Consider the following 13,826-nt stretch of genomic DNA (forward strand, 5'->3'; position numbering starts at 1 on the left):
TCTGGCGGCTACGGTCGGCACTCATGAGGCTACTGCTCGCTGTCCTGATGATGGTCGTCCTCGCCCCGGTCGCGTCCGCCGCGCCGGCCACGCCCACGGCGCGCTGCGAGTTCATCCCGACGCCGGACAACCCGGCCGCACGCCCGGTCCAGCCGCCCAGCGCCGTCGTGCCCGCCCGCGGCACGGTGAAGGTCACCATCTTGACGAACTACGGCGTGGTCGTCGCGGACCTCGACCGCGCCAACGCCCCGTGCGGCGTGGAGAACTTCGCCCACCTGGCACGGAGCTGGTTCTACACGATGTCGCAGTGCTGGCGGCTGACCGACACCACACGCCTGGGCGTGCTGCAATGCGGCGACATCTACCGCGCCGAGGAGGGCGGGCCCGGCTACCGGTTCGCCGACGAGGTGACGGGCAAGGAGACCTACCCGCGCGGCACGATCGCGTACGGCAACCAGGGGCCGGGCACGAACGGCAGCGAGTTCTTCATCGTGCACTCGTTCGCCAACATCGCGCCGAACTACACGGTGATGGGCCACGTCACCTATGGCATGGACACGCTCGACCGGATCGTGAAGGCCGGGATCGTGCCGCAGCCGGACGGCCTGCTGGACGGCCTGCCGAAGAAGCCGGTGAGGATCCTGCACGTGCTCGCCCACTAGTTGCTGATTTTCCGGGTAGTCGCCGTTTCGTTGAAACGGCGACTACTTTGCGTTTGGCGCCGGAATAGCGCCACGAGAGCGTCTCGTGTTGACATGTTTCCGAAAGGCGAAAATCCGGTACGCGATCTCCGTCACAGCGTCTACCAGCGCATATTAACCCGGATGAACCACCGACAATTAAGGGCGATTTGATACTTGATGTGATCCCGCTCGCCCTCAGGAATCAATTCCGCAGCTCCCGCGCTTCCGTCACCTGAATGGCGGCTGTACCAGCCAGTAGCCTGATTTTCGGTTATTTGAGGAGGCACAGGAGTGGCACCCGAGTTCGAGCCGGCTCGACTCGACGACGTCGACGATCTGCTCAGGCTCTACCGGCGGGCTCACGGCGCGAACTACCCCATCGCGATGGGCACCGACCCCGACGTCATGGCGGCCGAGATCGAGGCCCCGCACACCACGTGGCTGGTGTGGCGCCGCGACGGCCAGGTCGTCGCCTCGATCACCGGGCACGTCGAGAGCGCGGACCGTCTCGGCAAGATCGCCGGGCTGGTCGTGGACCCGAAGGCGCAGGGCGGCGGCATCGCGAACCACGCCGTCGGGCAGATCACCGACCGCATGCTCGCGAGCGGCGAGGTTGACTCGGTGTACGGCACCGCACGGACGGTCCACCTCGCACCGCAGAGAGTGTGTCTGCGCAACGGGTTCCACCCACTCGGGCTCGTCCCGAACCTGTTCAAGCACGCCAAGCGCGAGACGATGACGTTGCTGGCCAGGCATCGCGACGGGGTGCTGGAGCAGCGGGCCGAGGTGCACAAGGTGCCGGCAAGCCTGCGGAAGCTCGTCATGGCCACCCGCGCGACGATGCCGTCGCTGCCGGAGTTCGTCGAGGACACCGCTTTCGGCGCCGGTGAGGTGTCGCGGCTGGAGGTCGTCGAGGCGCCGCAGTTCGTGCAGCGGCACTTCGAGCTCACGATCAACGACCCGGCGCGGCGGTTCTACCCGTTGCACAAGCCGAACGTGCTGCTGGCCGACGAGCGCGGCGAGTACCAGATCTACGGGCACCTCAACCGGCACGACGGGTACTGCACGATCTTCGGCGCCACCCCCAGTCCCCAGGCACTGCTCCCGCACCTCGGTGGCGTGATCGACACGCTGGCCGGCCTGGGCGCGCCGCACGTCGAGACGCTGGTGCCGTTGCACGAGTTCGACGAGCTGAGCGCGTTGCTGGCCTTCGGTTTCCTGCCGGTGGCGCTGTACCCGGCGATGCGCAAGGACGGCGAGGTCTACCACGACTACGTGGTCATGGTGCACACGCCGCAACCGCCGGACTTCCGCGGCCTCGCGATCGACGAGGCGTTCCGGCCCTTCACCGAGCAGTACATCGAGCTGTGGACGCAGAAGTTCCTCAACACCAACGGAGTCTTTCGAGCATGAACCCGCACCTCGGACCGGCAACGGTGCCGGATCCCTCGCTGGGCGCCGTCCAGGCGCTGTGCGACATCGCGGCGCCGTACGACCACAGCGACCCGGACCTGTTCCTGGAAGCCATGAACGAGTCGAACCGCTGGCACGCCCAGCGCAACGAGTTCTTCCGCAGCCTGTGGAACGGCAAGCCGCTGCGCGACATCACCGAACAACCTTTCGTGCACGCCAACTTCTTCAAGATGCACGAGGTGCTGTCGGTGCCGCGCGACCAGGTCGTCGTGCACGCCACCTCGTCCGGCACCACCGGGCAGAAGTCGCAGATGTTCTGGGACGCGTGGACTCTCCGGGCGGGCCAGCGGATGGTCGCGCGGATCTACGACCACAACGGGTTCATCGACGCCGACCCGGTGCACTACCTGATCAACCTCAACCAGCCGACGCCGAACGTGAAGCTGGGCAGCTCGTTCACCGGCCAGTTCATGACCGACTTCGCGCCCGTGGAGTCCGTCGACTACGGCCTCGCGCACACCGGCACCGGGCACGAGTTCGACGCGTTCGGCAGCATCCGCGCCCTGCAACGGTTCGCGGATAGCGGCAAACCCGTGCGGATCTTCGGGTTCCCGGCGTTCCTGAGCTTCACCATCGACCGCATGCGCGCGATGGGCCTGGAACCGCTGCGGCTCGATGAACGCTCGATGGTGTGGTTCGGCGGTGGCTGGAAGGGCAACGCGGACAAGCAGATCTCCAAGTCCGAACTGCGTTCGAAGGTCACCGAGATGCTCGGAATCCCAGACGAGCGGATCCGCGACAGCTACGGCTCCGTCGAGCACTCGGTCCCGTACGTCGAATGTTCGCACCACAACCTGCACGTGCCGACGTGGTCACGTGCGATCGTTCGGAACGTCCGGACGCTGGAACCGTTGCCGTACGGCGAGTCCGGCTACATCCAGTTCGTGTCCCCGTACATCACCTCGGCGCCCGCGCAGAGCGTGCTGATGGGTGACCTGGCCGCACTGCACGCACCTGAGGAGTGCGGTTGCGGCAACGAGACCCCGTGGTTCGAGATCCTCGGCCGCGCCGGCGTCTCCCGCAACCGATCCTGCGCGATCGCCGCAGCAGAACTCTTGAAGGGCAAGGCATGAACCGGCATCTCTGGCAGGGTGAGTGGATCGACGACGACGCCGTCGCGCAGCGGCTCGACACGTTGGACGACCTCACCCAGCAGGTCATCACCGGGCCGCGCCTGAACCCGCTCGTCGTGCTCGCCGCCGCCGAGAAGCTGGACCTCGAACAGCACCGCGCGTCGCTGGTCTCGTGGGGCCTCGACGAGGTGGAGATCGACGAGACGCTGGACGCGTTGCGGAACGCGCTCAGCCGTGTCTCGCTGGAACGCAAGCTCAAGCGCGAGCTCGGCAACCTCGACCCGGCGCGGATGGTCCGCTTCGACTTCCGCACGCCCGTCTACGAGGCCTGGGTTCCGCTCGGCCTGCTCGCCCACGTGACGGCGGGCAACGCACCGGCCGCGGGCGTGCTGAGCGCCGTCGAGGGCCTGCTCTCCGGCAACCTCAACGTCATCAAGGTCGCGTCGGACGACTCGGGCTTCACCGCCGAGGTGCTCGCCTCGCTGGCAGCGCACGACCAGACCGGCCAGATCGCCGCGCGGCTCGTCGTGCTGCACTTCTCCTCTTCGCGCACCGACTGGATGTCGCGCGTGCTCGGCGCCGCCGACGCCGTCGCGGTCTGGGGTGGCGAGGAGGCGATCACCGGCGTCACCGAGCTGGTCCGGCCCGGCACGCGGGTGATCGACTGGGGCCCGAAGCTGTCGTTCGCCTACCTGACCGGCGACTCGTGGTCCGATGTGGACACCCTGCACGCGCTGGCGGCGGACGTGTGCCAGCTGGAGCAGCAGGCGTGCTCCAGCCCGCAGGTGATCTACCTCGACACCGAGGACCCGGCGGAGGTCTTCGCGTTCGCCGAGCGGTTCGCGTCCGTGCTGGAGCTGACCGGCCCGCCGACCCGTGAACCGTCGCAGGCCGAGTGGGCGGAGATCACGAACACCGTTGTCGTCACCCAGCTCGAAGAGCACCTCAAGCTCACCAAGGTGCACACCGGCGAGCACTGGCGCGTGCTGGCGGACGTCCGTTCCGCGCTGCGCACCTCGCCGCTGTACCGGACGGTGTGGGTGAAGCCCCTGCCTCGCAAGCAGATCACCTCCGTGCTCCGGCCGATGCGCCGCTACCTGCAGACCGTCGGTCTCGCGGCGGACCGTCCCGACACCGCCGCGCTGGCCCGGTCGTTCGTGTCGGTCGGCGTGCAGCGGATCACCACACCGGGGTCGATGCTCGGCGGCTACAGCGGCGAGCCCCACGACGGCGTCTACGCGTTGCAGCGCTACAGCAACCGGGTGTCGGTGCAGCTCGACGACAGGTTCGCCGCGGACGCCTCGCTGGACGACCTGGCCGAGTCGCGGCAGCTCCCGGTGCCTTCGGTGCCGGTGACGCCGAAGTCGGACTTCGAGACGCTGCAGGACCGTCCGGCGGACGTGTACTTCCGCAGCGGCGGCAGCTCCGGCGCGCCCAAGCTGTCCGCGTACACCTGGGCGGACTGGGACGAGCAGATGTGGGTCGGCGCCGAGGCGCTGCTCGCCACCGGCCTCGACCCGCGCCGCGACCGGATCATGAACCTGTTCTTCAACGGGCACATGTACGCGAGCTTCGTCAGCTTCTTCTCCGCGCTGGAGCGGATGAACGCCGTGCAGTTCCCGATGGGCGGCGAGTGGGGCCAACTCGACGCGATCGCCCAGGCCATTGTGGACAACCGCGTCGACACGCTGCTGACCGCGCCTTCGTTCGTGCAGCGGCTCTTCGCCGAGCACGGCGACCAGCTGAAGCAGTACGGCGGGATCCGCAAGATCTTCTACGCGGGCGAGCACTTCGGCGCGCAGGCCATCGCCCGGCTGCGCGACGAGTTCGGCGTCGAGGTGATCCGCTCGGCGGCCTACGCCACCGTCGACGCGGGCCCGGTCGGCTACCAGTGCCAGGCGTCGTCCGGCAAGGTGCACCACCTGTTCACCGGCCTGCACACACTGGAGATCCTCGATCCCGAGGCGGACCGGTCCGTCTCGTTCGGCGAGCCCGGCCGGCTGGTCTTCACCACGCACACGCGGCGGGGCCAGCGGCTGGAGCGCTACGAGATCGGCGACCTCGGCCGCTGGGTCCCAGGCGACTGCGAGTGCGGCCGCCAGACGCCGCGGTTCGAACTGCTGGGGCGCACCGGTGACGTGTTCCGGGCCGCCGCGCAGACGTTGAACTACCGGCGGTTCCTCACGATCCTGGAGGACGAGTACAGCTACGCCGGCGCGTTGCAGATCGAGCTGAACGAGGACGCTCAAGGCGAGGAGCTCGTCGTGCGAATGGAACGCGATCGCGCGCCCGAGCCCGCGGCCACCCACATCACGTTGCTGTCGCGCTATTCCGAAGTCGCCGAGGCCGTGGAACAGGACTCGTTGCTGACCGTGCGGGTGGAGAACGTTCCGCTGGCGGACTTCCTGCGGACGAAGAGCAGCGGCAAGTTGATCGCGGTCGTCGACCAGCGCAGCAGCAGGAGTGTGTGAACGATGTCCGTGCTCGACCTGATCTGCTACGCCCGCACGCACTCCCCTTTCTACAAGGAGATGTACGACGGCTACGACTCCTCGACGCCGCTGTCCGAGCTGCCGGTGATCGACCAGGCCGCGTTCTGGGCCGCGAACACCATCCGCCACAACCAGGTGCTGACCCGCGCGCACACCGACGGCCTGATCTTCAAGACCGGCGGCACCACCAAGGCACCTCGCGTCTCCTTCTACACCAACGAGGAGTGGGACGCGATGTGCCGCGCGTACGCGGAAACGCTGCCCGCGGCGGGACTGCGGCACGGCGACCGGATCGCGAACCTCTTCGCGGCCGGTGAGCTGTACTCCAGCTTCATCTTCGCGCTGAACGCCCTGCAACGATCGCCGATCGACCTCGTCCAGCTGCCGATCACCGGCAGCGCGCCGGTCGAGTTCACGCTGACCACCATGCAGGACTTCGACGCCACCGTCGTCGCGGGCTTCCCGACGACGTTGTGCCGGCTGGCGTCGCACGTCGTGGCTTCGGTCGGCTCACTCCCTTTGGTGCGACTCATCCTGTTCAGCGGCGAGGCCCTGTACGACGACCAGCGCGCGTTGCTGTCCTCCGCCTTTCCCGGGGCCGAGTTCCGGTCGTTCGTCTACGGCAGCGTGGACGGCGGGATCATCGGCACGGCGGTGCTCGGCTCGGACGACCCGCGGGTGTTCCGCTCCTTCGTGGACAGCTCCGTGCTGGAGATCGTCGACGTCGAGACGGGCAAGCTGATCACGTCGCCAGGCCAGGCCGGCCGGTTGCTGCAGACCGACCTCACCCGGCGGCTGCAGCCGATGATCCGCTACCCGGTCGGCGACCTGGCCGAGTGGGTCGACGTGGAGGACGGCATCTTCCGGCTGCTCGGCCGCGCCGACGAGGGCGCGCGGGTCGGCCCGGTGACGCTGCACCTCGACCACCTGCGGGCCGCTGTAGACCGCGCTGGCGTCGTGCACAACGGTGTGCAGGTCGTGATCCGCCGCGTGGACGCGCGGGACCAGCTGGTGCTGCGGATCGCCGGAGAGCCGCAGGACTTCGAGGCCGTCCGGGACGAGGTGCACGTGATCAGCCCGCGGTTCGAACTGCAGGCCGGCCGCGGAACCGTGGCGCCGCTGGCCGTCGAGTGGGTCGCGACGCTGGAGGTCAACCCCCGCAGCGGGAAGACCGTCCGGCTCGTCGACGAACGCCCCGTCTAGGGTGTGGCGGTGCGAAAGATCCTGGTCATCGGTATCGGCGCGGGCAACCCCGACCACCTGACGGTGCAGGCCGTCAAGGCGTTGCAGACGGTCGACGTGTACTTCGTGCTGGACAAGGGGTCCGTGAAGCAGGAGCTCGTCGACCTGCGCGCGTCGATCCTGGAGGCGCACGTGACGCGGCCGTACCGCTGGGTCGAGGGCCGGGATCCGGAACGCGACCGCAACCCCGCCGACTACAAGGCGACGATCGACGCCTGGCGCCGGGACCGCGCGGACGTCGTCCTGGGGCTGCTCGCAGACCTGAGCGAGGACGAGGTCGGGGCGTTCCTGGTGTGGGGCGACCCGTCCCTCTACGACTCGACGCTGGCGATCCTCGACGACCTGCTGGCCCGCGGCGAGTCGTTCGCGGTGGAGGTCATCCCCGGCGTGACGTCGGTGGCGGCGCTGACGGCCGGGCACCGCGTGTCGCTGAACCAGGTCGGCAAGCCGGTGCAGATCACGACCGGCCGCCGCCTCGCCGCCGGGTGGCCGTCCGATGTGGACGACGTGGCCGTGATGCTGGACGCGTCGTACTCCTTCGAGGGCGTGGACCCGGACACGTGGATCTACTGGGGCGCCTACCTCGGGATGCCGGACGAGATCCTGGTGTCGGGGCGGGTCGGGGACGTGGCCGCGGAGATCCGCCGGGTTCGCTCGGAGGCCCGCGAGCGCAAGGGCTGGATCATGGACACCTACCTGCTGCGCCGGCCCTGATCAGTGCAGGAACGGCAACGTGCAGTACCGGCGGCCTCGGGTCACTCGGGTGACCTCGTGCAGCAGTGAGCACGAGAACACCAGTGCTTCGCCCTTGTGCGCCCGGTAGGTCCTGCTGCCGTACTCCGGGAACCTGAGTTCGCCGCCCTCGAAGTCGTCGCCGAGGTTGATCGTTACGGCGAACCTGCGGTGGGCGGTGGCCTGCGTGGTGTTGTCGCGGTGGGCCTGGAAGTGGCCGCCGGTCTCGGCTTCGTAGCAGGCGATGATCCAGCGTTCGACGCGTGTGGCCGTGAACTGGAACGCCCGCTGGATCTCCGGGAGCAGCCTTCGTTCGACGCGCGCTTTCAGTGCCGCGCGGAACGGGTCTTCGAGCTTGAGGTCCTGGCGGCGCTTGTGGCCGTGGTCGTGCACGATCTCCGTGCGCCCCTGGTCCGTGCGCATGAAGCCGCTGTCGGTGCCGCCTGTCCGGTCGTAGTGCCGGGTCAGTTCGTCGCAGAACTCCGGTTCCAGCACGCGCGGAACCCTCAGGACCGGCGCGGCGAGGTCGGTGTCGGGCACGGCCGGGATCGGCTCGCCCCGCCGGACGATCGCCTCGACCCTGAGGTTGGCGTCGAGCAGCGCCGAGGCGTTGCCGATGCCGTACTTCGCCGCGATCTGGCCGTCGTCGAGGACGACCGTGACGCCTTCGGGCGGATCGCACGGCTTCCGCACGACCCAGACGAGGTTCCTGTGCTCTCGCAGGTGCTCGTCCAGTTCGTCCACAAAGGACACGACGACCGGCTTCCCCGCCTCCTCGCTGAACCAGTAGCCGCCGTCGGCGTTCTTGATCGCGAACAGCGGCGCCCGGTCTCCCGGCGTGAGCATCAGAGCGTGTCGTTGCCGTCCGGCAGCATCAGGACGTCGTTGCCGTCCGGCGCGATGAGAACGTCGTTGCCCTGCGGTGCGATCAGGACGTCGTTGCCGTCCGGTGCTTCTTGTGCCTGCGCGGCACCGCCGGTCACGGCCGTCGCGACGATCACCGAACCCGCGATCAGAATCTTGCGCACGTTCCCCACCCCCAGTAGTGGTTTCCCGCGTTCCTGACCTCGACCCTACTCGGCGATCAGCCGCCGCACGGAGCGTTCGACGAGTTCACGGGTCGCGTTCGGGGTGCTGAACGCGAGGATCGACATGTGCACGACCAGGTCGAGCAGGTTCGTGGCGTTGAACGCCGCCGAGATCCTGCCCTCCATCTGAGCCTGTGCGACGGCCTCGATCTTGTGCTTGTAGGCCTCCGCTTCAGCCTTCGGAACTTCGCTGAAGCCGTTCTCCAAGCGGTGGTAGGCCACGAGCCTGAGCAACTGCGGCCGCTCCAGGTACGCCTCGAACAGCCGGCCCGCGTAGCCGGGCAGGTCCTCCGGCGTGATCGGGACCTCCTGGATCATGCGGTCGACCTGGATCTTCAGCAGCTCGTCGAACAGGCCCTCCTTGCTGCCGAAGTAGGCGTAGATCATCGCCTTGTTGCAGCCGGCCGTCGCCGCGATGCGGTCGACTCGCGCCCCGGCGATCCCGTACTGGGAGAACTCCTCGAGCGCCGCGTCGAGCAACTTGGCCTTGGTCGCTTCCTTGTCCCTCACCACACCTCCATCTTAACTAACCGGTTAGTAGTAGCAACTAACCAGTTAGTTGACAGCTCGCCCCGGACGTGGTTGCCTGGCTCTAGCAACCAAACAGTTAGTTAGTCCAGCCAACCGGTCAGTCAGGAGAACGCCATGAAGGTCGCACTGGTCACGGGTGCCTCGTCGGGGATCGGCGAGTCCACTGCGGTCGAGCTGCACAAAGCCGGCTACACGGTGTACGCGGCGGCCCGTCGGGTGCAGCGGATGGAGGGGCTCGCCGCACAGGGCATCCGGGTGCTGGAGATGGACGTCACCAGCGACGAGTCGATGATCGACGGGATCAAGAAGATCATCGCCGAGTCCGGGCGGATCGACGTGCTCGTGAACAACGCCGGCTACGGGTCGTACGGCGCGGTCGAGGACGTGCCGCTGGACGAGGCGCGGTACCAGTTCGAGGTCAACGTGTTCGGGCTGGCGCGGCTGGTCCAACTGGTGTCGCCGCACATGCGGGAGGCCGGGCGCGGGCGGATCGTCAACGTCTCGTCGATCGGCGGGCGGATCTACGAGCCGCTCGGGGCCTGGTACCACTCGACGAAGTTCGCGGTGGAGGGACTGAGCGACTCGCTGCGGCTCGAGCTGAAGCCGTTCGGGATCGACGTCGTGGTCATCCAGCCCGGCGGGATCAAGACCGAGTGGGGCGGGATCGCGGTCGAGAACCTGCAGAAGACGTCCGGCGGCGGTGCCTACGCGGGCCAGGTCAAGCAGTTGTCCGGGTTCTTCTCGCAGATGGATCGCGGCAGCGAGCCGAAGGTCATCGCGGACGTCATCGTGAAGGCCGCCCAGGCCCGCAGGCCGCGCACCAGGTACGCGGCGGGGTTCGGGGCGCGGCCGATCCTGTTCGCGCGCAGGGTGTTGTCCGACCGGGCGTTCGACGCCCTGTTCCTCGGTGCGATGCGCCGGTTCGCCTAAGCCGTGTTCCTCCCGTCTGAGCAGGTACCTTCGGTTCAGAACCACCGAGGGGAGTCGTGTGCACGAGGGGCTGTCGCCGGAGGCCGAGAAGCTCTACCTGGCGATGCTGCGCGGAGACGACAGCGCGGAGTCCGCTGCGGCGCGCGCGGAACTCGAACGGCTCGGGCTGGTCAGGAACGACGGCGTGCGGCCGCCGCGCTCGGCACTGGCCGCGATCGCGTCCGGGCACGAGGCCGCGGCCGTCAGGGCCAGGGAGACCGCTGAGTTCCTGGCCGCCGCCTACGCCGCGCGTGGCGCGAAAGAGGTCGACTTCGTCGAGGTGCTCCAGGACGCGGCCGAGGTGATCAGCGCGTTCGAGGAGATGCAGAGCCAGGCGAAGTCGGAGATCCGGGCGCTCGACCCCGGTTCGTACCTGAGCCCGCAGCCGGAGGCGAGTCCCGCACAGCCTCCGGCGCTGGCCCGCGGCGTCGGCTATCGGGTCGTGTACGAGTCGGCGCTGTTGCAGACCGAGCGAGGGTTCGCGTCGGTGCAGGAGAGCATCGCCGTGGGCGAGCAGGCGCGGACGTTTCCCGGGGTGCCGCTCAAGCTCGTGATCGCCGACTCGGACCGTGCGTTGATCGCGGTGCCGACGGTCACCGGCGGGAACGTGGTGGCACTGCTCATTCACCCGTCCGTGCTACTGAGCGCGCTCATCGAGTTGTTCGAGGCGTTCTGGCGGATGGCGGTGTCGATCACGCCTGGCGGCCACGAGGTCACCCGGGAGGAACCGACCACCGCGACCCGGAGGCTGATGGCACTGCTCAGCGCGGGTCTGACGGACGAGTCGATCGCGCGCGAGCTCGGGATCAGCGAGCGCACGGTGCACCGCCGGGTGAGCCGGCTGCAGCAGTTGCTGGGTGCGCAGACCCGGTTCCAACTCGGCGTGCAGGCGTCACGGCGCGGTTGGCTTTAGTCACTCAACGTAATTGAGACACTGATCTTCATCACTCTGTGAACACGATTGGTGACGGTTTCCAGACATGGCGACTTTCTGCCATCACCCAGGAGTGTTAAACGAGCGTTTTTCCTTTCTCCTCTGTTGCAAGCGCGGCCTCACCCGGCCGTGCGGGGGCAGGAAGGGATCCACCAGTGAGGAAGTACTTCAGAGGCGGCATCGCCGCGCTGACAGGGGCACTGATCGCGACGAGCATGGTGCTCACGCCGGCGGCCGGCGCGGCTGCCAAGCAGGACCCGGACACGCAGAAGCTCGCGGGCGCGCTCGCCACCCAGAAGGTCACCTGGGAGGAGTGCACCTTCCCCGGCGTCGCTCCGGAGACCGTCGAGAAGTTCAAGACCGTCAAGGGCCTCGCCTGCGCGACCATCCAGGTCCCGCGCGACTGGCACAACCCGGCCGACGGCAACACGATCGGCATCCGCGTCTCCAAGACCGAGACCGCGTACAAGGGCACCAGCCGTCAGGGCATCGCGCTGGTCAACCCCGGTGGCCCCGGCGGCTCCGGCCTGCCGTGGGGCGCGGCGATGGCCCTGCGCACCCCGGTCCTCGCCGGCCAGTACGACTTCATCGGCTTCGACCCGCGCGGCGTCGGCCTCTCCACCCCGCTCACCTGCAGCTACACCGTCCCGAACAGCACTGACGTCAACGTGCTGAACAAGGCCAAGGTCGACGGCTGCCTCGAGAACCCGCTGACCCAGTTCATCACCACCGAGCAGACCACCTACGACATGGACTTCATCCGCGTCGTGCTCGGCGAGAAGAAGATGAGCTACATCGGCTACTCCTACGGCACGTGGCTCGGCACCTGGTACGCCGCCACGTTCCCGAGCAAGGCGCACCGCTTCCTGCTCGACTCGGCCGTCGACGCCTCGCAGTCGACGCTGGAGAACACCTGGGACCTGCAGCCGCGCACCCGCGACCGCCAGTTCCAGGAGGCGCTGCTGCCCTACATGGCGCGCAACAACGCCACGTACGGCCAGGGCACCGACCCGATGGAGATCCGCCGCAACTGGGAGAAGGCCGGCGGCACCCGCGAGTTCCTGGGTCAGCTGTTCGTCGCGTGGTTCGTGATCCCGTCCATGTACGACACCACCCAGTACCCGACCGCCGCTTCGGCCGTGGCCGCGGTGATCGGTGACCCGGCTCCGGCCGCGACCGACTCGGCGAAGGTCGAGCAGCTCGTCGCGAAGATGCTGGCGACGCCTGGCCTTTCGGCCGAGAACAAGGCGTTCATCGCCAAGGGCAAGAGCAACGCGCTCAACGCGATCGCCAAGAAGGAGCGCGTCGCGGCGAAGGCCACGACCGCCGCCGCCGAGGTCGAGACCTGGGACGCGACGTTCGAGGCGATCCGCTGCCAGGACGGTCAGTGGAACCAGAACCTGCACTACTGGAACTACTGGCTGGCCGACCTGACCGTGAACGCGCCGTTCATCGCGCCGTTCATGAGCACGCCGCTGTGCGCCTACTGGCAGACCAAGAACTCGATGCCGAAGCCGGACAAGAAGACCTTCCCGCGTCTGCTGGTCGCACAGTCCGAACTGGACGCCGCCACCGCGTACGAGGGTGGTCTCGCCACGGCGAAGGCGCTGCCGAACGCCAAGCTGATCAGCGTCGACAACGAGGGCTCGCACGGCCTGTTCCCGTACAACACGGACTGCGTCGACGACCCGATCGTCTTCTACTTCCAGACCGGCGCCACCCCGCGCAAGCAGTTCACGGGCTGCCAGGCGCTTCCGCTGCCGGGCGAGGACAAGACGTTCGACGTCGGCGGCAAGCTCACCAACGGCAAGGTGAAGATCAAGATGATCACGCCGGCCGTGAAGGAAGCCAACAAGATCGTCAAGGACCTGCTGAGCGGTTCCTCGACGGCGGCGGCCGACGAGTCGGGCATGCCGGCCAACCTGTAACACCCTTTTAGAGCTGCGGCCCTCGGCGCGATGTGCCGGGGGCCGTTTCCACGCGCGGGACTACCAACGGTTGTTCCGGTAGTCGCTCCAGAACGGCACGGTGGGCCGAAGAGCCCAGTCGTCCGGAAACACAGGCCTGCCCGGCCCGAACTCCCGGCTGACGTAGTCGATCAGGTCACTGCCGTAGCAGATGATGTCCGTTCCGTGCACGGACAGAACCGGATGCCCGGACGTGCCTCGCCCCGCGGGCAGGAACCTGTGCCGGTAGACCGGGATCAGCCTGGGCACGTCCTCCATCATGAGTCGCGCCACCGCCATCGCTTCGTCAGTCGTCTCCGGCTCCTCGCCCCAGGCCGGGTTCCAGTGCTCGTCGTCCTCGACCTCCTGCAGGACACCCCTGACCGGGCTGTCGAGTCGCCGGTGGAGATCGTCCGGGTCGCCCCGCCACTCGGGCCACGCTTGATCCCAGGTGTGGAAGACCCCCGCTTCCGACATGTAAGGCGTGTTCACCGGCAACCCCGCCGCGAGGAACGCGCGATGGTCGTCAGCGAACTCGAATCCGTGTTCGGCCTCGATGCGGGCGAACTCCGCGTCGGTCAGTCCCCGCTCGATGTCACAGCAGCCCAACTCGGCCAGGCGACGCGCGGCCGCGATCCCCAGGTCCCCACCACTCGTCACAGC

General features: G+C 68.1%; 13 protein-coding genes. 9 read left to right on the plus strand and 4 right to left on the minus strand.

The window, feature by feature from the left end; all coding sequences use genetic code 11:
- Positions 1–23 precede the first annotated feature (23 nt).
- The 6 genes from ACH413_RS38465 (at position 24) to cobF (ending at position 7,677) form a co-directional block, all read left to right on the plus strand.
- Positions 24–662, plus strand: a complete 639-nt coding sequence (locus ACH413_RS38465) for a peptidylprolyl isomerase (protein WP_360043766.1) — start codon at positions 24–26, stop codon at positions 660–662.
- A gap of 312 nt (positions 663–974) precedes the next feature.
- Positions 975–2,096: a GNAT family N-acetyltransferase gene (locus ACH413_RS38470; protein ID WP_360043763.1), complete on the plus strand. Its 1,122-nt coding sequence runs from the start codon at positions 975–977 to the stop codon at positions 2,094–2,096.
- Complete coding sequence (locus tag ACH413_RS38475) at positions 2,093–3,229, plus strand: hypothetical protein (protein WP_360043761.1); 1,137 nt, start codon at positions 2,093–2,095, stop codon at positions 3,227–3,229. The genes ACH413_RS38470 and ACH413_RS38475 overlap by 4 nt, the downstream gene beginning before the upstream one ends.
- On the plus strand, positions 3,226–5,700 hold the full coding sequence (locus tag ACH413_RS38480; protein WP_360043758.1) for an acyl-CoA reductase: 2,475 nt from the start codon (positions 3,226–3,228) through the stop codon (positions 5,698–5,700). The genes ACH413_RS38475 and ACH413_RS38480 overlap by 4 nt, the downstream gene beginning before the upstream one ends.
- 3 nt (positions 5,701–5,703) lie before the next feature.
- Complete coding sequence (locus tag ACH413_RS38485) at positions 5,704–6,924, plus strand: phenylacetate--CoA ligase family protein (RefSeq protein WP_360043755.1); 1,221 nt, start codon at positions 5,704–5,706, stop codon at positions 6,922–6,924.
- A 9-nt stretch (positions 6,925–6,933) separates the two neighbouring features.
- Positions 6,934–7,677, plus strand: a complete 744-nt coding sequence (gene cobF, locus ACH413_RS38490; RefSeq protein WP_360043752.1) for a precorrin-6A synthase (deacetylating) — start codon at positions 6,934–6,936, stop codon at positions 7,675–7,677.
- On the opposite strand, the gene ACH413_RS38495 is transcribed toward cobF, so the two are convergent.
- The 3 genes from ACH413_RS38495 to ACH413_RS38505 are packed head-to-tail and all read right to left on the minus strand — an operon-like array spanning position 7,678 to position 9,293.
- Positions 7,678–8,541 (minus strand): 2OG-Fe(II) oxygenase, encoded by an 864-nt coding sequence (locus ACH413_RS38495; protein WP_360043749.1) that lies wholly within the window; start codon positions 8,539–8,541, stop codon positions 7,678–7,680. It lies immediately after the preceding gene.
- Entirely contained in the window at positions 8,541–8,723 is a 183-nt protein-coding gene (locus ACH413_RS38500) for a hypothetical protein (RefSeq protein WP_360043746.1), read from the minus strand. The genes ACH413_RS38495 and ACH413_RS38500 overlap by 1 nt, the downstream gene beginning before the upstream one ends.
- Before the next feature lie 45 nt (positions 8,724–8,768).
- Positions 8,769–9,293: a TetR family transcriptional regulator gene (locus tag ACH413_RS38505; protein WP_360043743.1), complete on the minus strand. Its 525-nt coding sequence runs from the start codon at positions 9,291–9,293 to the stop codon at positions 8,769–8,771.
- Positions 9,294–9,428: 135 nt separating this feature from the next.
- Here ACH413_RS38505 and ACH413_RS38510 point away from each other — a divergent pair, with 135 nt between their 5' ends.
- The 3 genes from ACH413_RS38510 (at position 9,429) to ACH413_RS38520 (ending at position 13,145) form a co-directional block, all read left to right on the plus strand.
- A complete protein-coding gene (locus tag ACH413_RS38510; RefSeq protein ID WP_360043740.1) occupies positions 9,429–10,244 on the plus strand; it encodes an oxidoreductase in 816 nt (271 codons plus the stop codon).
- A gap of 58 nt (positions 10,245–10,302) precedes the next feature.
- The gene (locus tag ACH413_RS38515) at positions 10,303–11,196 is read left to right on the plus strand and encodes a helix-turn-helix transcriptional regulator (protein ID WP_360043737.1); all 894 of its coding nucleotides are present in this window, start codon (positions 10,303–10,305) and stop codon (positions 11,194–11,196) included.
- 176 nt (positions 11,197–11,372) lie between these two features.
- Positions 11,373–13,145, plus strand: a complete 1,773-nt coding sequence (locus tag ACH413_RS38520; RefSeq protein WP_360043735.1) for an alpha/beta hydrolase — start codon at positions 11,373–11,375, stop codon at positions 13,143–13,145.
- A gap of 60 nt (positions 13,146–13,205) precedes the next feature.
- On the opposite strand, the gene ACH413_RS38525 is transcribed toward ACH413_RS38520, so the two are convergent.
- On the minus strand, positions 13,206–13,823 hold the full coding sequence (locus tag ACH413_RS38525; RefSeq protein WP_360043733.1) for a hypothetical protein: 618 nt from the start codon (positions 13,821–13,823) through the stop codon (positions 13,206–13,208).
- Positions 13,824–13,826 lie beyond the last annotated feature (3 nt).

The sequence above is a fragment of the Lentzea sp. NPDC020367 genome (assembly GCF_044387305.1).
Lineage (GTDB): Bacteria > Actinomycetota > Actinomycetes > Mycobacteriales > Pseudonocardiaceae > Lentzea.